This is a genomic window from Isoptericola dokdonensis DS-3 (assembly GCF_001636295.1).
In the GTDB taxonomy this organism is placed as follows: Bacteria; Actinomycetota; Actinomycetes; order Actinomycetales; family Cellulomonadaceae; genus Isoptericola; species Isoptericola dokdonensis.
This window is the reverse complement of sequence record NZ_CP014209.1, coordinates 501,705-517,678: the sequence shown is the minus strand read 5'-3', so window position 1 is coordinate 517,678 and position 15,974 is coordinate 501,705. Positions and strand designations below refer to the sequence as shown.

Below are 15,974 nucleotides of genomic sequence, written 5' to 3'. Positions count from 1 at the left end.
GCACCCGGCCCCGCTCCGCGGCTCGGCGCTCATGCGTCGACCTCCGGTCTCGCGGACGGGACGCCGCGCCCGTCCACCCTGACCGCGACCTCCTCCACCGTGCCCACGACCGTCAACCGACCGCCCTCGCCCGGGTCCGGGTCGGGGACGATCACCTCCGGGTCGACAAGGTAGACGTCGCGACCGTCCAGGGTGAGCCGGCGCACGAGCTCGAGGAGCATCCGGCGCGAGACGTCGTCGATGGAGTACACCGCGGAGACGTCGACGACGACTCGTGGTTCGGTCGGCGGGCTGTCCATGACCTCCCGGACGAACCGTTCCGCCCCGGCGAACCGGATCCCGCCCTGCAGCCGGAGGACCCGGACAGCGTCCTGCGCACTGCCGCGGACGCTGTGGGACCGCACGACGGTGCGCGCGGCGGGCGGCACCTCCATCACGTGCAGTCCCATGTCGGAGGAGAACCGCTCGAAGAGCGAGACGCCGCGGACGCTGTTGCCGTGCATGTCGAGGCGGGGAGAGAAGGTCGCGATGCCGATCTGTCCCGGCAGAGCGCCGATGATCCCACCGGCGACGCCGCTCTTGGCGGGGATGCCGACCTGCGTCGCCCAGTCTCCCGCGGCGTCGTACATCCCGCAGGTGGCCATGACGCTCAGCACCTGCCGGACCACCCGCTCGCCGACCACGCGCCGACCCGAGAGCGGGTTGACACCACGGTTGGCCAACGTGGCAGCCATCATGGCCAGGTCCCGCGCCGTGACGAGCACCGAGCACTGGCGCAGGTAGCCCTCCACCACGCCACGGGGGTCCTCCGTGAAGATCTCGTGGCTGCGCAGCATGTGCGCGATCGCCAGGTTGCGGTGCGCATGCTGCATCTCGGAGGTGCACGTCGCCTCGTCGACCCGCAGTCGGCGGCCCGCGAAGGCCGAGAGGCCGTCGATCACGCGCTCCACGCGGCGGGCGGGGTCGGCCCCCTCCGGGCCGGTGAGGGCGTGGGTCGTCATGGCGCCGGCGTTGATCATCGGGTTGAGCGGGCGCCCGGTCCCGTCCTCCAGGGAGATCTCGTTGAACGCCTCGCCGGAAGGCTCGACCCCGACCTTGGCGAGGACGGGCTCGAACCCACGGTCGGACAACGCCAACGCGTAGGCGAACGGCTTCGAGATCGACTGGATCGTGAACTCCACGTCGATGTCGCCCGCGCCGTAGACACGGCCGTCGATCGTCGCGAAGACGGCGCCGAGCCGGTCGGGGTCTGCCGCCGCGAGCTCAGGGATGTAGGCCGCCGTCGCACCGGAGTCGTCCGCCCCGACGTCGGACAGCGCCCCGTCCAGGTAGTCGGGGATCATCGACCTCATGTGCTCGCCTCCGCGTCCGCGCGATCCCGCGCACGGTCCGACGTCACGCTATGCCGCGCCGTGGCGGCCTGCACGACGTCGCTCGGCGCGACGGGCACCGGGCCGCTGGTGAGGGCGCGGAGGTCCTCCACGTCGACGTTCGCCCCGAAGGCAGGGTTGCCTGGTTCGAGCCGGACCCCCGACGCGAGGTCGCCGATGGCGAGCACGTCGAACCCGAGGGAGTCGACCAGCTCCGACACCGCGACGACGTCCGCCGGCGAGTCTCCGGCGACGGCGATCCCCTTGCGCCCCGGCCCCACGGGTCGGGCCCCGTCCTCCAGGTCGTGGTAGCCCATGTGGTTGAACGCCTTGACCACCCGCGCACCCGTCAGGAACTGCTGGACCAGCTCGCTGGAGGAGAGTCCGGGCGGCACGACCGCGTCCCGGGGGCCGTCGATCTCCCACCAGTGGTTCATCGCGTCGACGACCAGCTTGCCTTCCAGCTCCCGGACCGGGATGTCGCGGTGCTTGCTGAGCGGCAGGGCGAGCACGACGACGTCCGCGGCCGCCGCCGCCTCGGCGGACCGGACCGGCCGGGCGCCCGGCGTGAGGACCTCCGTGGTGAGAGCGATCTTCTCGGGGTCGCCGGAGCCGGAGATGAGGACCTGGAAGCCCGCAGCCACGGCCAGCCGGGCCAGGACGGTTCCTACTTTCCCGGCACCCAGGATCCCGACCGTCGTGGTGGCGGGGCTCATCGTGCCGCTCCTGCCGCGATCTTCGGGGTCTCGGCCAGGATCTCGCGCACCCGGGGGATGACCTGGGTGCCGTAGAGCTCGACCGAACGCAGCCGCGCGGTGGCGGACACGGTGCCGGCTGCGGAGTAGATCATGTCGAACCGGCCCGCGCCGAGCACCCGCACCGCGCGGGCGATCTTCGCCGCGACCGTCTCGACCGAGCCCACGTACAGCGACCCGCCGTCCACCTCGGCGTCGAACTCCGCCCTGCGGAGCGGCGCCCATCCGCGCAGCGCACCGATCCGGTCGCGGATCTCCCGGTAGCCGGGGTAGAACAGCTCCTTGGCCTCCTCGTCCGTCGCTGCGACGAAGCCCGGCGAGTGCATCCCGACCGGCTGAGGGGTCGTGCCGAGCTGCTCATGGGCTCGCCGGTACAGGTCCACGTAGGGCGCGAAGCGGTCCGGGGCCCCACCGATGATCGCGAGCATGAGCCGGAAACCGTAGGTGGCGGTGCGGAGCACCGACTGGGGTGTCCCGCCGACCCCCACCCACGTCTGGAGCCGGCCCGACTCGGTCTTCGGGAACACGTCGGCCTGGTCCAGCGGCGCGCGGGTCGTGCCCTCCCAGGTGACCGGCTGCTCGCTCAGCAGATGGTGGAAGAGATTGATCTTCTCCTCGAACAGGACGTCGTAGTCCTTCAGGTCGTACCCGAACAGCGGGAAGGACTCGGTGAACGATCCGCGGCCGAGGATGACCTCGGCGCGACCGTGGGACAGCGCGTCCACGGTGGCGAACCGCTGGAACACGCGCACCGGGTCGTCCGAGGACAGCACCGTCACCCCCGAGGCGAGCCGGATGCGCTTCGTCGCCGTCGCGATGCCGGCCAGCACCGTCTCCGGGCTGGAGATCGCATACTCCGGCCGGTGGTGCTCACCGAGAGCGACCACGTCGATGCCGACCTGGTCGGCGAGCACCGCCTCGGCCACCGCCGCACGGATCGCCTCGGCGTGCGAGACGATCTCGCCCCGGTCGTCCCGCGGCCGGTCGCCGAAGCTGTCGATGCCGAACTCGATCTGCGAGACGTCCATGGTCTGCCGCTCCTTCTCGGTGAGGTCGCGCCGGGGCGCATATGATTCACACGTCAACAACCGAGGAGGGTCCATGGATAATCCACGGCGTCGCCGGCCGGTCCCCACGCACGACGAGCTCGCGGCCTGGCGGGCGTACATCGAGACCTCCGAGATCGTCCGCGCCCGCATCGAGGCCCGGCTGCACGAGGAGTCGGGACTCTCCGGCGGGGACTACAGGGTGCTCCTCGCACTGAGCGAGGCGGACGGCCGAGCCATGCGGTCCTCCGCTCTCGCCGCACACATCGAGTGGGAACGCAGCCGTCTGTCCGGTCACCTCGGCCGCATGGAGCGGCGCGGCCTGGTCCGTCGCGAACCGTGCGCAGAGGACGCCCGGGGCTCGCGGGTCGTGCTCACCGACTCCGGCCACCGCGCCTTCCACGCCAGCACCCTGCCGCACCTTCGCGCGATCAAGGAGGTCTTCGTCGACGCGCTCACCCCCGAGCAGCTCGACCAGCTGCGCGACGCCGCGGCAGCGGTGCGCCGCCATCTCCGGCTCGACGACGGGCCCTGAGCCGCCCGCCTCTCAGGGGTCCGTCCCGCAGGGCCAGGGCATCGCAGCCCTGGGACCGCTGCACGAATGGGTGACACCGGTTCTCAGTCGGCCAGGACGACCCGAGTGGTCGCATGGCTTCGTCCTCGACGTGGGTCGATCGTCCGAGGCGGTCCGACGATGGACGCCCCCGCCCGCTGCCGGCCAAGGACAGAGACCAGCAGATGGACCAGCAGTGCTCTACCCGGCGATGCGAAAGGCTCCCTGACCAGCACTTCTGCTGTTCAGGGAGCCCTCCACATTCAACGTCACCCGCGGGCGCTCCACGCGCCCCGATAGTCGACACCACCCATCTGGTCGACGAGGAACACGGTGAGGGACAACGCGTCGAACTGCGGGCGCAGCGCCGGTATCGGCACGATCGGAACGACTGACCAGGGCGCTTGCGAGGGGTCCCCCTCTTCCCCCTCTCCCCCGCGAGAGAATCAACTCCTCCGAGTAGGTGTCCGACGAGTTGCAGCGAGGCTGACAAGTGTCCCGACGAGTAGCAGCGTGGCCGCGCCTGCCCACGAGGATGCCGACGCTTCGCGCAAGAACCAGAACCAGCCCTCGTTGCGGACCGGGGCACCGAGCGCAGCGATGGCGAGCGTCGCCAGGGCGGGGACCACGACGACGTACCGGTCACCGGCAACGGGCCTCAGGAAGAGGGCGACGCCGGCGAACGCGACAACGTTACGCGCGGCACCGAAGAGCTGGGGCGCATGCCCGATGACTGCTGCGGCAGCCAGAGTGCCTGAGGCCACCAACACAAGGGCCAGGACGCTGCCGTGATCAAGTAGCCGAAGGGGCCTCGAGGACAACACCTCTGTCGAGATCCTGTCGGCCGAGAACACAGCCACGACCGCAGAGCTGCACAAGCTCGGGAGCAGGAGCGCAGCGGGAAGAGAGAGTGGTGGCCCCGGAACGATTCCAGGAAGCGTCAGCACAAGACCACCCGCGAGGGCGGAGATCAGCGCGAACAGCACCACGACCAGCAGCAGACTACGAAGGCGGCGGGAAGCGAGATACCACCTCATCGATCGCCGCCCTCGCGGGGGACCGTAGGCGCCCCGGAAATGTCGCACGATGCCGCTGCTCTGCCGACGTCGGAGATCCAATCCGCCTGCGCTGGCGGGCGGAGTCCGAGTAGCCCTGCCAGCGGCTCGGGGTCCTCACCCAGGACCTCGCTCAGGGCATCGGTCTCGTCCCAGCCCATAGCGCTCAGAGATCCGACCTGCCACCACGCATTGGCGATCCAGAGTGCGTCGAGCATCCGGCTTGCGTCCTCTGGCTTCAGCACCGACCGGTCCTCGCCTGCGGACACGTGATCGAGTCGAAGTGCGCACTGGTTCGTGAGTGCGGGCGCGGCGGCAGAACCGATCTCTCTCGCCACATCCAGGTCGTCGTCACTGTCGGGGACCTCGAAGGTGTTCTCCCCGGCTCGTAGGTCCCTGGACGCGGTCAAGGCCGTCGGTAGCGGGGCGCCGGTCGTGGAGCTCACCGAACCGAGCACCGTGTCACCGACGCGCATCATCTGCGCGAGGCGCGTGCCTTGCTCTGGCCAGACGCAGTACTCGACGACGCCCTGGCGACAAGTCATCTCGCCCGTACGAAGCGTCGCCGGGGACGAGCCCATGCCGCTGACCAGGACAACCCCCATGGCAAGCAGGACTGTTGCCGTCCCGGCTCCTGCGAGCACCGATCCGGTGCGTTGGGGGCGGAAGGCGACGACAACTGCTCCCAGCACCAGGAGTGCGCAGGCCGCGAGGATCGACGCAGCGGGAACACGGTTGCTCAGCGTCTCGTACACCTGACAGCACTCGTCGACCCCGCCGAGGTGGCGCAGCCACAGAGGTTCCACCGTGACCCGGAACGCGAGCAGGTAGAAGGTTCCACCGCTCGCGGCAACCAACGCCAGGGGCATCCACACTCGCTGGCCGAGCGCAAAGCCGAGGACGGCGAAAGCGACGACGACGACGCTTGCGGCCGCCAACGGGCGCAGGTCGGGAAAGTCCCCGTACGGGAGGTCGACGAGCGCGATCACGGTCGTGACGACGAGGGCGAGCACCCCCGCACCCACGTGGGGCCACAACGTCTCGGCGAGGAGGCTGGCGGTAGAGCGGCTCGTCGGCCGCACGTGCCATTGAGCACGACGCAGGGTCCCGCCGGTGATCGCGGCACCCGTGGCCACGACAGGTGCGACGACGATGACGGGCCATGCGCCGTGCACACCAGCGGTCACCGCGCTCGGGGCGCCCGACAGCTCGTTCGCCGACAGGAGCAAGACACCGAGACCGACGGCGACGGGCGCCATCCACGCCGCACCCGAGAACCAGAGCCGCGACCGTGCCCTCATGCTGCGCTCTCCGGCACCAGGGTCCGAAATGCCGTCTCCGCCCGGCGAGCCACGTCCGCTCCAGGGTCGCCGTGCTCGAGGAAGGTCGGTACGTCGCCGGTGAATCGGAGCGCGCCTCGTTGGAGGACCGCGACATGGTCGAAGATCTCGGACAAGTCATCCACCTGATGGGTGGAGACCACGAGTGTCTGAACGCCGGGAAGGTCCACCAGCAAGTCACGTACCCGTGCCCGCTGCCCAGGATCGAGCCCGACGGTCGGCTCGTCGAGCAGCAGGACCGACGGTCCCGGGACGAGCGCCTCGGCAATGCCGACACGACGCAACTGCCCACCCGACAGCGCGGAGGTCTGACGATCGGTCTCGGCGACGAGGTCCACGGCTTCGAGAGCGGCAGCTGCGCGCTCCCATGCGTCCGACCGCGTCAGACCGCGCAACCAACCTGCGTAGGCAACCTGCTCACGCGCTGTAAGCCCTCGCACCGCGCGGACGTCCTGCGGCATCCAACCGACCACGCCCGCCCACGTTCGCCGCCGCGCTCGCGAGCGTTGCGACCGGTCGACCCCGGGCACGTGCACGGACCCGTGCTGGGGCGCGAACGCCCCAGCACCGAGGCCGAGCAGGGTGGACTTGCCGGCACCATTCGGACCCAGCAGTACCGTCCTGCCGCGCGAGACGTCCCACGTGAAGTGATCGAGGACGCTACGGTCGGCCCGCCCGTACCGGTAGGTCACCCTGTCGAACTGGATCATGAGACGCCGATCAGTACTTGACTGCCACAGTCTTCACTGCGAGCTGGTAGTTGGTCGTCGTCGAACCGTTGATCTTGGTCAGGCGGAACTTGTAGTCCGACTTGCTGACGTCGCCCCAGTTGCCGGTGGAGCCTGAGCTTGCCGTGCAGGCCAGAGTCTTGGCGGAGACGTCGGAATCCGGCGCCAGGTCGCGCACTCGGACAAGCATGACGGTTGCGCTCGACACCGACCCAGGAACGGGCTCCTGCTGCCAGGTGCAGCCGGAGAACCGGATGGTCGTCGCGGCTGAGTCAGTGTTGTTGTCCGACCACGTGCGAGACGTGATTCCGGTGAACCAACCGCTGATGTAGGAGTTGAAGCTTCCCTCCGCCTGAGCGGCGCCAGCGCCGGCGAGCAGAAGGACGAGGGTCGTTGAAACCGTTGCAGCCACCTTGCGGAACACAGTTCTCCCAGTGTCGTCTGTCAGCAACCCCGGTGTGGGATCGAGCAGATAGTGACAGGTCGTGACATGCGTGACAACTCGGTCTCGAGGGCAGAACATGCTCATGAACTGCGTCGATGTCCAGGAGCCCATCGCGCGAGACTCAAGCGCCCCAGGTTTGACGCCGCTCTCATACGGGTTGCGGCTCTCGCTTGAGAGCAGCGCAGTGGGCCTGCTCGAACTCGATGGGCGGGGAGGTGGCGCAGGCTCGAGTGGAGGCGGCGGTTGTTGTACCAGTCGACCCAGCCGGCGGTCGCGAACTCGACGTCCGCGATCGTCTTGTAGGGGCTGGGCTGGAACACGGTGGTGCGGATGCACTCGGCCTTGTAGAGGCCGTTGATCGTATCCATCACGCTGGTGTCGTAGGCGTCGCCGACCGTTGTTGCGCCCCGGGTTCAGTGGAGGTGGTGTGTCCCGCGTTCCGCGGAGGCGGACAACTGGATTCTTGTGCCACCTGACCCTGGAGGAGGGGGCGGTGTCATACGGTCGAGCATCACTCCTGGTCAGCGGGGGGGGCGAGTTCAACAGGTCGTGGCAACACCGGTTGTCTGGGTCGATCGTACGTATTCCTCGAAGGCCTCGGCGGGCGTCTTCCAGCCGAGGATCGTTCGGGGTCGCGGTTGAGCGCGGCGGCCACGGCCTGGACCTCGCTGTCGCTCCAGCGGGACAGGTCGGTGCCCTTGGGGAAGTACTCCACCCGGCAAAGCGAAAGGCCCCCTTACCCAGCATTTCTGCTGGTCAGGGGGCCTTTCTCTGTGGGCGATACTGGGTTCGAACCAGTGACCTCTTCGGTGTGAACGAAGCGCGCTACCACTGCGCCAATCGCCCGGTGCGAGGTCGATACTAGTCACGGATCCCGTCCGGGTCCAAACCGGACGACTGCGACGCGCCCCACAGCCCGCCGAGCGACGTCACCCCCGCCGGGTCAGGGGTCGAGGCGCTCGCGACAGTTCTTCTCGAACACCTCCCGCACGGCCAGGGTGATCTCCCCCGCGGCGACGGGTGCGCCGTCGAGCCACGTCACGGGTTGCACGTTGCGCCCCGAGGAGGTCAGGGCGAGCTGCGCCCGGCCGGCGGTGACGTCGTCGAGGACGCTGAAGGGCAGCTCGTCGAGGGCCGCTTCGCGCACGGGCAGGCCCGCCTCGGCGCCCCACTCGAGCACCAGGGCGCGGGTGATGCCGGCCAGGCAGCCGGACTCCAGGGGCGGCGTCAGCAGCTCGCCGCCCCCTTCGACGAACACGTTCGAGCCCGTGCCCTCGCAGAGCGCCCCGACGGTGTTGGGCAGGATCGACTCGTCGGCGCCCTTGGCCTTCGCGTCCGCGAGCGCCACCACGTTCTCCGCGTACGACGTCGTCTTGAGCCCGGCGATCGGGGACCGTTCGTTGCGGGGCCAGGGTGAGCGGGCCGAGTGCGACTCGGGCGCCATCGCGCCGTCCTGGGCGGCGACCACGACCGTCTGCGCGCCGGGCACCCGCCCGGAGCCGAGCGGCCCGACCCCGGCGGTGACGGTGATCCGCAGCCGCCCGTCGAAGGGGCCGGCCTCGTGGGTGGCGGCGGCCAGGACCGCGGCGACGCCGTCGCGGACCTTCTGCTCGTCGGGGGCCTCGAGGCCGAGCCCGCGGGCGGAGCGTGCGAGGCGCGCGAGGTGCCGGGTCAGGGCGAACACCCGGCCGTCGAGCACGGTGCAGGTCTCGAACACGCCGTCCCCCACGGTGATGCCGTGGTCGACCGCGCTCAGCGCGGCCTCGTCGGACCCGACCAGTCGGCCTTCGGCCCAGATCACGAGAGTCATGGACCTCAGTCTGCCCGACGCCGGTAGGTGAGGTGGGTCACCTCGGGTGTCCAGCGCGCCCCGACGGCCTCGAGGTCGTGGCGTCCGACGCCGTCGAAGAGGCGCGTCGCGCCGGGGACGTCGAGGACGGCGGGCACGACGTGCAGCCGCAGCTCGTCGATGACACCGGCGCGCAGGCACTGGTTGACCAGCCCGGCGCCACCGGCGACGGACACGGGCCGGTCCCCCGCGGCGTGCCGCGCCCGCGCCATGGCGTCCTCGAGGCCGCCGGTGACGAAGTGGAAGGTGGTCTCCCCCAGCGTCAGGGGCGCGCGCTCGTGGTGGGTGAGCACGAGGACGGGTGCCCGGTACGGGGGCTCGTCGCCCCACCATCCGGTCCAGTCGAGGTCCCACGGCCCGGTGTCGGGCGAGAACATGCCGCGACCCATGACGTAGGCGCCGGCGTCGAGGATCGCCGCGATCTCCTGGCGGTGGTCGTCGGCGTGGTGGTCGAACATCCAGGAGTGCAGCACCTCGCCGGTGCCGACGACGTCCCCGAAGGGGAGCTCGCGCGTGGGGTGCGGCCCGGCCGCGAAGCCGTCGAGGGACACGGCGATGTCACAGGTCACGATGCTCATGCCGGTACCGACCGTCACCTCCGGGCGGACTCATCGGTCGGCCCGCCGGGTGTCAGGGCCGGTAGGTGCCGAGGCTCCACAGGTTGCCCTCGGCGTCCGCCACCGCGGCTGTCCGTCCGCCGTAGTCGACGTCCCGCGGCGACGCGACGGGACGACCACCCGCGGCGACGGCCGTCGCGAACGCGGCGTCGACGTCGTCGACGACGAGGTAGGCGCCACCCGTGCCGGGCTGCTGCGGCCACTCGGGGCTCTCGTGGGCGAGGCCGAGCATGAGCCCGCCGCCGCCGGGCCAGTCGAGCTCGGCGTGCACGACGGCGCCGGGGTCGTCCGGCGAGCGGTGCACGGCGCGCTCGGTGAAGCCGAGGGCGAGCAGCCACCTCAGGGCGGCGGCCGGGTCGCGGTACCGCAGGGTCAGCCACAGTGCTGTCATGTCGGCCTCCGTCGTCGAGGGTCGTCCCGACCACGGTAGCCCCGGCGTCAGGGACGCGCGTCGTCGGCGGGGCCGGAGGCCAGCCCGACGAGCCGAGCGGCCTTGAGCTCGGTCTCGCGCCACTCGGCCGCGGCGTCGGAGCCCCAGGTGATGCCGGCGCCCGTGCCGAACCGCAGGACGCCGTCGTCCCACCAGAAGGTGCGGATGCCGACGGCGAGCTCGGCACGGTCGCCGTCGACCCACCCGACCGCCCCGCAGTAGGGGCCGCGGGGCGCGGTCTCGAGGTCGTCGATGAGGCGCAGCGCCGTAGACTTGGGCGCGCCGGAGACGGACCCGGGAGGGAACGTCGCGGCCAGCACCCGGGCCCACCGGTCGGGCGTGGCGGCGACGTCGGCGGCGAGCCGTCCGTGCACCCGGGAGACGAGGTGGACGAGGCCGGGGTGCTCCTCGACGCCCAGCAGGTCGGTGACCGTCACCGTGCCGGGCTCGCACACCTGCTGGAGGTCGTTGCGCACCAGGTCGGTGATCATGACGTTCTCCGCGCGGTCCTTCGCGGTGAGCCCGTCGGCGGTCGGGGCGGTGCCCTTGATCGGCCCCGAGCCGAGCGCACCGGCGTCGAGGGACAGGTAGAGCTCGGGCGAGGCGGACACGACCCACACGGGGTCGACGCCGCTGGCCGCCGGCACGTGCACGGCCGCGGCGTAGGGGGCGGGGTTGCCCGTGGCGAGCCGGGCCGCGAGGGCCCGGGCGTCCGGCTCGCCGCCGTCGGTGCCGGCCAGCGGCGCCTCAAGCACCCGGCAGACGTTCACCTGGTACACGGTGCCCTCGCGCACGTGGGCGCGGACCGTCTCCACGGCCGCCTCGTACGCCGGGCGGTCCAGCGAGCTGCGCCAGCTGCGCGGGTGCGGTCCGCTCCAGGCCACCGGCCGGGAGGCCGGCACCGCGGCGGACACCCGCGCGAAACGCCAGGCGCGAGCCCGCCCGCCGCGCCCGTAGGCCTCGAAGTCGACGACGACGAACCACGGTCCGGGCTCCGCGAGACGCTCCGGGTGCGCCGTGAGGTCCACGCACTCCACGACGTCGGAGGCCACGCGGCCGCCGAAGGAGGCCCAGGAGGTCGGGGGAAGCACGGCGCAACGCTATGCCAGCGCCGCACCGCGGGGCGATTGGACGGATTCACGATCGGTCCACTAATGTTCTGTTCGCGCCGGAACGCAGGGGGCAGCCCCGAAACGCCGGTCGCGCGGATGTAGCTCAGTTGGTAGAGCACCACCTTGCCAAGGTGGATGTCGCGAGTTCGAGTCTCGTCATCCGCTCGGAGGCCCGTTCCCCGGCCGTCTCGGAGACGAGGCCCGGCGAGCACGTCTCAAGGTGGTGGGTTGGCCGAGAGGCGAGGCAGCGGCCTGCAAAGCCGTATACACGGGTTCGAATCCCGTACCCACCTCGGGCGATTGGCGCAGCGGTAGCGCGCTTCCCTGACACGGAAGAGGTCACTGGTTCGATCCCAGTATCGCCCACCAGCAAGGCCCCGGACACGACGTCCGGGGCCTTTCGCGTGCCACGAGCCACCCGGCCCGAGCGCGGCCCCGACAGCCTGCGCCGCGACCGCGTGCGGCGTAGCGTCTGTGGCATGTGCCGCAACATCACCACCCTGCGAGGCCTCGAACCGCCGGCCACCGGCGAGGAGATCGAGGCCGCCGCCGCCCAGTTCGTCAAGAAGGTCACGGGCGTCGCCTACGACGCCGCCCCGGCCACCCGCGAGCCCTGCGAGGCCGCGGCCGCGCAGATCACCGAGATCGTCACCGCGCTCCTCGCCGAGCTGCCGGCACGCCGGACCCCGCCGCCGACGGTGCCGCCGCTGCGACGCCCCGAGGTGCAGGAACGCATCGCCGCGCGGGAGGCCGCCCACCGCGCCGCCCACGAGGCAGGCCTGCCGCACGACCACGAGCACGACCACGAGGAGCAGCACGAGGCCGCCGCCTCGTGACCGGACGGTAGCGGCGCAGGTCACACCGGGCGCGATTGGACCTCCGGGCCCGGGGTCAAGTACTGTTCACCAGGCGCCGGAACGCAGGGCAACAGCCCGAAAACCCGGTCGTGCGGATGTAGCTCAGTTGGTAGAGCACCACCTTGCCAAGGTGGATGTCGCGAGTTCGAGTCTCGTCATCCGCTCCACGGGCGATTGGCGCAGCGGTAGCGCGCTTCCCTGACACGGAAGAGGTCACTGGTTCGATCCCAGTATCGCCCACCACACGCAAGGCCCCGGAGGACTCCTCCGGGGCCTTCGTCGTGCCCGGGCCGGGCCTGCACGGCCATCGGCGCCACGGCCGGCGCGCCCGGTAGGCTCGCCCCTGATGACGACGACCCCTGACAGCCCGACCGCCGTGTCCGCGGCGATGCACGAGGCGAAGGCACGGGCCCGGGCCGCCCACGTCACCGTGGGGCAGGTGCGCCACCTCGACGACGGCAGGGTCGAGATCGACTGCTCGTGCGGCATGGTGCTGACGAACGGCCCGCAGTGGTCGCTCGACGAGCACATCCGGCTGCACCGCGCGGAGGCGCGCTACCTGGCGCTCAGCGAGGTGGCGCCCGCCGGCATGCCGCGCCTCATCACCGTCGGCGCGGACCGCCTGCCGCGCTGACGCGTACCCCCACAGGGCTCAGAGCTCGTCGGGGTCGTCCCAGGAGTGACCGCTCGACGATCCTTCGATGGGGCGCCGCTCGCTCTGCGAGAGCGAGGTGGGGGCCTTGGTGGCGTCTCCCCCGGGTCGCGGGTCTCCGTGCGGGTCTGTCGCCGACCGGCGTCGAGGCGCGATCCGCGCCTGCGAGGCGATCGACTCGTCGAGGAGTGACCGTGCCCGGGTGGGGCCGGTGTCCTGGCTGTCGGTCATCATGAGGCCACATCTACCAGGGAGCGACGCCGCTCGCCTCCGCTTGGCACAGTATTTTTGACCTCGGTACGGTCCCGACATGGTTCCGACACGAGCCCGACACGCACGGGCCGAAACCGGTCTCCCAGCGGGCGGTCACCCGAGGCGCCCGGGGCGACGACAGGGCTATGGTGTGCCTCGTGACCGACGCCGATCCAGCCCGTGAGGCCGGCTTCGCCGCCGGGACCCGAGCTCCTGCGTCACGTCCACGGGACTCGTGGCCCGGTCGGCGGCCGATGGTCTGGGCCCCCCGAGCGCACACCGTCGAGGTGGTGCTCCCCCAGCCCGCAGGGCCCGCCCTGCGTGAACCCCTGCGGCTCGTGGGCGCCCACGAGCCCGGCTACTGGCGCGGCGACGACGAGCTCGCCGTCGGGACGGACTACGCGTTCTCCGTCGACGGCGGCCCACCCGTGCCCGACCCGTGCAGCACGTCCCTGCCGCACGGTGTCCACGGACCCGGCCGCGTGCTCGACGAGGACTTCCCCTGGACGGACGCCGCCTGGACCGGCGCCCACCTCACCCGCGGCGTCCTGCTGCACCTCGACATCACCCGGGCCACCCCCGAGGGCGACCTCGACTCCGCCGCCGCGCTGCTCCCCCAGGCCGCCGCGCTCGGCGTCGAGGCGGTCGAGCTCGCCCCCGTCGCCCAGTTCGACCCGGTCCGCGGTCCCGCCGCGGGCGTGCGCCTGTTCGCCGTGCACGGGCCGTACGGAGGCCCCGCGGCCCTCGCCCGCTTCGTCGACGCCGCGCACCGGGCCGGCCTGGCCGTCGTCATGGACCTCCCCCACCGTTGGGCCGTCGCCGACGCGCTCGGCCTGCACGCCTTCGGCCCCTACGCCGCGGGCTCCCGGATCGGGCCCCGGCCGGGTACCGCCGCCCGCAGCGACACGCCCCGGATCAACCTCGACGGGTCCGGTTCGCGCGGCCCCCGCGACTTCCTCGTCGCCGACGCCCGACGCTGGCTCACGTCGTTCCACGTCGACGGGCTGCTGCTCGACCTCGACGTGCTCGTCGACCGGTCCGCGGCGCCGTTCCTCGGCGAGCTCGCCGAGGCGGTCCAGGCGATCGGCGCGAGCACGGGTCGCCACCGCGCCCTCCTCACCGACGGGCGTGGCATGAGCGACCGGCTGGCGGGCCTCGTGCGCGAGCTCCTCGAGGGACGGCTCACCGACCCGTCCGGCCTGATCAAGCAGCTCTCGACCGACACCGCGAACGTCGGCGCACCGCCCCGGGACGCCCCGCCCAGCCTGCGTCGCGCCTACCGCGCGACCCAGCGCTCGGGACCGGTGCTGGTGAGCGAGCTGACCCGGCTCCCGGCCGCCGCCCGCGCACTGCCGTGGGCCCTGGCCGATGTCGGGTCGAGGGATCCCGACCCCGACGGCGACGACCGCGCCATCATGCTGGCGACCAGTCTCCTGGCGGGCACGCCCGTCGTCCTCGACACCGAGCACGTCCCCCTGGGCTGCCCCGAGACGTCGTCGCGGCGGCTGCGGGACTGGACCCGGACGCTGCTCACGCTGCGCGCGGCAGCACTCCACGACGTCCAGGACGACCTCGACGCCACGGCGGAGGACGACGTCGTCGTCGTGCGCCGGGGACGCACGGCGCTGGTCCTCGTGCTCGCCCGGGAGCCCCGCACCGTCGACCTCGCCCGGCGGCTGCCGACGACGTCCTCGACGTGGGGCGTGGTGGCCGCGTGGCACGACGCCACGGCCGTGGCGGACGGCGGGCTCCGGGTGCCGGGACGGGGCGCCGTCGTCCTGCACGAGGAGCCCGCGGACGAGCTGTGACGGCTCAGACGCCGGCGAGCGCCCGCCCCTCCTGGGCCAGCGCCCCCAGCCGCGACAGCGCGCGGTAGTACTTCTTGCGGTACCCGCCGGCCAGCATCTCCGGGGTGAACAGGGCGCGCTGGTCGGCGCCGTCGACCCCGGCGAGCAGGACGGGGACGTCCCGGTCGTACAGCCGGTCGACGAGCACGACGAGCCGCAGCGCGACCTCCTGGCGGGTCACCGGCCCGAAGCCCGTCAGGCCGACGAGGCGCACCCCGTCGAGCAGCGCGCCGTACCGGCTCGGGTGCACGGTCGCGAGGTGGGCGAGCAGGTCGCCGAGGTCGTCGAGCACCGCACCCGGCGTCGCCGCGACGACCGACCGGACGGTCGCGAGGGGCAGCGGATCGGCGTCCGTGACGACGGCGCGGTGCCGGTAGTCGTCGCCGTCGACGCGCAGCACCTCGAAGCGCGCCGCGAGCGCCTGGATCTCGCGCAGGAAGTCCTCGGCGGCGAACCGGCCCTCCCCCAGCGCGTCGGGCAGCGTGTTGGAGGTCGCGGCGAGCGCGACGCCGCGGTCGGCGAGCTCGCGCAGGAGGCGGGACATGAGCACGGTGTCGCCGGGGTCGTCGAGCTCGAACTCGTCGATGCAGACCAGGCGCCGGGTCGCGAGCGCCTCGACCGTGGGCAGGAACCCGAGCGCGCCCACGAGGTTGGTGTACTCCACGAACGTCCCGTAGGCGGCCGTGCCCTCCCCGAGCGCCTCGGTGACGGCATGGGTGAGGGAGGTGAGCAGGTGCGTCTTGCCGACGCCGAACCCGCCGTCCATGTAGACGGCCGGGGCGGCGCGGCGGCGGCCGAGCAGCGCCTTCAGCCCGGACGGCGCGGGGGCCGCGATCTCGGCGGCGACCTCCTGCAGCCGCGCGAGCGTGGCAGCCTGGCTGGGGTGGTCGGGGTTCGCGCGGTACGTCGCGAACCGTGCGCGCTCGAAGTGCGGCGGCGGGACGAGGTCGGCGAGCAGCCGGTCCGTCGAGACGGTGGGACGCACCGCGACGAGCGAGGCGGTCACGGTGGTCGAGTCCGGGGACTGCACGGCTGTCACGAAGATCCAGCCTACGTGGGCCGCGTA

Annotated in this window: 17 protein-coding genes, 6 tRNA genes and 2 pseudogenes; 9 read left to right on the top strand and 16 right to left on the bottom strand. The window is 72.0% G+C overall.

What is annotated here, in order from left to right; translation table 11 throughout:
* Window positions 1-29: 29 nt before the first annotated feature.
* From I598_RS02445 to I598_RS02435, 3 genes are read right to left on the bottom strand one after another with little or no spacing between them, the layout of a single operon-like run.
* Complete coding sequence (locus I598_RS02445) at window positions 30-1,352, bottom strand: glutaminase (RefSeq protein WP_068200972.1); 1,323 nt, start codon at window positions 1,350-1,352, stop codon at window positions 30-32.
* Window positions 1,349-2,086: an NADPH-dependent F420 reductase gene (locus tag I598_RS02440; protein WP_083972777.1), complete on the bottom strand. Its 738-nt coding sequence runs from the start codon at window positions 2,084-2,086 to the stop codon at window positions 1,349-1,351. The genes I598_RS02445 and I598_RS02440 overlap by 4 nt, the downstream gene beginning before the upstream one ends.
* Window positions 2,083-3,153, bottom strand: a complete 1,071-nt coding sequence (locus I598_RS02435) for an LLM class flavin-dependent oxidoreductase (protein WP_068200971.1) — start codon at window positions 3,151-3,153, stop codon at window positions 2,083-2,085. Before I598_RS02435 ends, I598_RS02440 begins: the two co-directional genes overlap by 4 nt.
* 73 nt (window positions 3,154-3,226) lie before the next feature.
* Here I598_RS02435 and I598_RS02430 point away from each other — a divergent pair, with 73 nt between their 5' ends.
* On the top strand, window positions 3,227-3,706 hold the full coding sequence (locus tag I598_RS02430; protein WP_068200969.1) for a MarR family winged helix-turn-helix transcriptional regulator: 480 nt from the start codon (window positions 3,227-3,229) through the stop codon (window positions 3,704-3,706).
* A 464-nt stretch (window positions 3,707-4,170) separates the two neighbouring features.
* On the opposite strand, the gene I598_RS02425 is transcribed toward I598_RS02430, so the two are convergent.
* The 11 genes and pseudogenes from I598_RS02425 to I598_RS02385 all read right to left on the bottom strand — a co-directional run bounded on the left by I598_RS02425 (window position 4,171) and on the right by I598_RS02385 (window position 11,279).
* Window positions 4,171-4,713 (bottom strand): hypothetical protein, encoded by a 543-nt coding sequence (locus I598_RS02425; RefSeq protein WP_157557141.1) that lies wholly within the window; start codon window positions 4,711-4,713, stop codon window positions 4,171-4,173.
* Between the two features lie 44 nt (window positions 4,714-4,757).
* Window positions 4,758-6,038, bottom strand: coding sequence for a DUF7224 domain-containing protein (locus I598_RS02420; RefSeq protein ID WP_198155736.1), 1,281 nt, complete (start codon window positions 6,036-6,038; stop codon window positions 4,758-4,760).
* Between the two features lie 38 nt (window positions 6,039-6,076).
* Window positions 6,077-6,829 carry an ATP-binding cassette domain-containing protein gene (locus I598_RS02415; protein WP_068200961.1) on the bottom strand — a complete coding sequence of 251 codons (753 nt, stop codon included), beginning with the start codon at window positions 6,827-6,829 and terminating at the stop codon, window positions 6,077-6,079.
* A 10-nt stretch (window positions 6,830-6,839) separates the two neighbouring features.
* Entirely contained in the window at window positions 6,840-7,271 is a 432-nt protein-coding gene (locus I598_RS02410; RefSeq protein WP_068200958.1) for a hypothetical protein, read from the bottom strand.
* 169 nt (window positions 7,272-7,440) lie between these two features.
* Window positions 7,441-7,690: pseudogene (locus tag I598_RS17335) on the bottom strand (integrase core domain-containing protein); the annotation flags it as partial.
* Window positions 7,691-7,831: 141 nt separating this feature from the next.
* A pseudogene (locus I598_RS17990) lies at window positions 7,832-8,004 on the bottom strand (IS30 family transposase); the annotation flags it as partial.
* Window positions 8,005-8,066: 62 nt separating this feature from the next.
* A tRNA-Val gene (locus tag I598_RS02405) sits at window positions 8,067-8,138 on the bottom strand.
* Window positions 8,139-8,235: 97 nt separating this feature from the next.
* The gene (locus I598_RS02400) at window positions 8,236-9,102 is read right to left on the bottom strand and encodes an aminotransferase class IV (RefSeq protein WP_068200956.1); all 867 of its coding nucleotides are present in this window, start codon (window positions 9,100-9,102) and stop codon (window positions 8,236-8,238) included.
* A gap of 5 nt (window positions 9,103-9,107) precedes the next feature.
* On the bottom strand, window positions 9,108-9,719 hold the full coding sequence (locus I598_RS02395) for a dihydrofolate reductase family protein (protein ID WP_068200955.1): 612 nt from the start codon (window positions 9,717-9,719) through the stop codon (window positions 9,108-9,110).
* 52 nt (window positions 9,720-9,771) lie between these two features.
* Window positions 9,772-10,149, bottom strand: coding sequence for a VOC family protein (locus tag I598_RS02390; protein WP_068200953.1), 378 nt, complete (start codon window positions 10,147-10,149; stop codon window positions 9,772-9,774).
* A 47-nt stretch (window positions 10,150-10,196) separates the two neighbouring features.
* The gene (locus tag I598_RS02385) at window positions 10,197-11,279 is read right to left on the bottom strand and encodes a chorismate-binding protein (RefSeq protein ID WP_068200952.1); all 1,083 of its coding nucleotides are present in this window, start codon (window positions 11,277-11,279) and stop codon (window positions 10,197-10,199) included.
* Between the two features lie 113 nt (window positions 11,280-11,392).
* Between I598_RS02385 and I598_RS02380 the strand changes: the two genes are divergently transcribed.
* The 7 genes from I598_RS02380 to I598_RS02350 all read left to right on the top strand — a co-directional run bounded on the left by I598_RS02380 (window position 11,393) and on the right by I598_RS02350 (window position 12,791).
* Window positions 11,393-11,465 (top strand) — tRNA-Gly (locus I598_RS02380).
* A gap of 57 nt (window positions 11,466-11,522) precedes the next feature.
* Window positions 11,523-11,593 (top strand) — tRNA-Cys (locus I598_RS02375).
* A gap of 1 nt (window position 11,594) precedes the next feature.
* Window positions 11,595-11,669 (top strand) — tRNA-Val (locus I598_RS02370).
* Window positions 11,670-11,779: 110 nt separating this feature from the next.
* Window positions 11,780-12,136, top strand: a complete 357-nt coding sequence (locus I598_RS02365) for a DUF2277 domain-containing protein (protein WP_068200950.1) — start codon at window positions 11,780-11,782, stop codon at window positions 12,134-12,136.
* 112 nt (window positions 12,137-12,248) lie between these two features.
* Window positions 12,249-12,324: transfer RNA gene (locus tag I598_RS02360), tRNA-Gly, on the top strand.
* Between the two features lies 1 nt (window position 12,325).
* Window positions 12,326-12,400 (top strand) — tRNA-Val (locus tag I598_RS02355).
* Between the two features lie 103 nt (window positions 12,401-12,503).
* A complete protein-coding gene (locus I598_RS02350) occupies window positions 12,504-12,791 on the top strand; it encodes a hypothetical protein (protein WP_068200949.1) in 288 nt (95 codons plus the stop codon).
* Window positions 12,792-12,809: 18 nt separating this feature from the next.
* Here the strand turns inward: I598_RS02350 and I598_RS02345 are convergent, their stop codons facing one another.
* On the bottom strand, window positions 12,810-13,043 hold the full coding sequence (locus I598_RS02345) for a hypothetical protein (RefSeq protein ID WP_068200947.1): 234 nt from the start codon (window positions 13,041-13,043) through the stop codon (window positions 12,810-12,812).
* A gap of 308 nt (window positions 13,044-13,351) precedes the next feature.
* Between I598_RS02345 and I598_RS02340 the strand changes: the two genes are divergently transcribed.
* Window positions 13,352-14,869 carry an alpha-amylase family protein gene (locus I598_RS02340; RefSeq protein ID WP_157557140.1) on the top strand — a complete coding sequence of 506 codons (1,518 nt, stop codon included), beginning with the start codon at window positions 13,352-13,354 and terminating at the stop codon, window positions 14,867-14,869.
* A gap of 4 nt (window positions 14,870-14,873) precedes the next feature.
* Here I598_RS02340 and zapE read toward each other — a convergent pair whose 3' ends face one another.
* A complete protein-coding gene (gene zapE, locus I598_RS02335; protein ID WP_068200944.1) occupies window positions 14,874-15,947 on the bottom strand; it encodes a cell division protein ZapE in 1,074 nt (357 codons plus the stop codon).
* Between the last annotated feature and the right edge of the window lie 27 nt (window positions 15,948-15,974).

Bases quoted from the DNA above. Each gene is read 5' to 3' on its own strand.
- I598_RS02345 (WP_068200947.1), bottom strand. From the start codon at position 13,043: ATGATGACCGACAGCCAGGACACCGGCCCCACCCGGGCACGGTCACTC.
- I598_RS02430 (WP_068200969.1), top strand. From the start codon at position 3,227: ATGGATAATCCACGGCGTCGCCGGCCGGTCCCCACGCACGACGAGCTC.
- I598_RS02390 (WP_068200953.1), bottom strand. From the start codon at position 10,149: ATGACAGCACTGTGGCTGACCCTGCGGTACCGCGACCCGGCCGCCGCC.
- I598_RS02440 (WP_083972777.1), bottom strand. From the start codon at position 2,086: ATGAGCCCCGCCACCACGACGGTCGGGATCCTGGGTGCCGGGAAAGTA.
- I598_RS02445 (WP_068200972.1), bottom strand. From the start codon at position 1,352: ATGAGGTCGATGATCCCCGACTACCTGGACGGGGCGCTGTCCGACGTC.
- I598_RS02415 (WP_068200961.1), bottom strand. From the start codon at position 6,829: ATGATCCAGTTCGACAGGGTGACCTACCGGTACGGGCGGGCCGACCGT.
- I598_RS02420 (WP_198155736.1), bottom strand. From the start codon at position 6,038: ATGGCGCCCGTCGCCGTCGGTCTCGGTGTCTTGCTCCTGTCGGCGAAC.
- I598_RS02435 (WP_068200971.1), bottom strand. From the start codon at position 3,153: ATGGACGTCTCGCAGATCGAGTTCGGCATCGACAGCTTCGGCGACCGG.
- I598_RS02365 (WP_068200950.1), top strand. From the start codon at position 11,780: ATGTGCCGCAACATCACCACCCTGCGAGGCCTCGAACCGCCGGCCACC.
- I598_RS02400 (WP_068200956.1), bottom strand. From the start codon at position 9,102: ATGACTCTCGTGATCTGGGCCGAAGGCCGACTGGTCGGGTCCGACGAG.
- I598_RS02350 (WP_068200949.1), top strand. From the start codon at position 12,504: ATGACGACGACCCCTGACAGCCCGACCGCCGTGTCCGCGGCGATGCAC.
- I598_RS02395 (WP_068200955.1), bottom strand. From the start codon at position 9,719: ATGAGCATCGTGACCTGTGACATCGCCGTGTCCCTCGACGGCTTCGCG.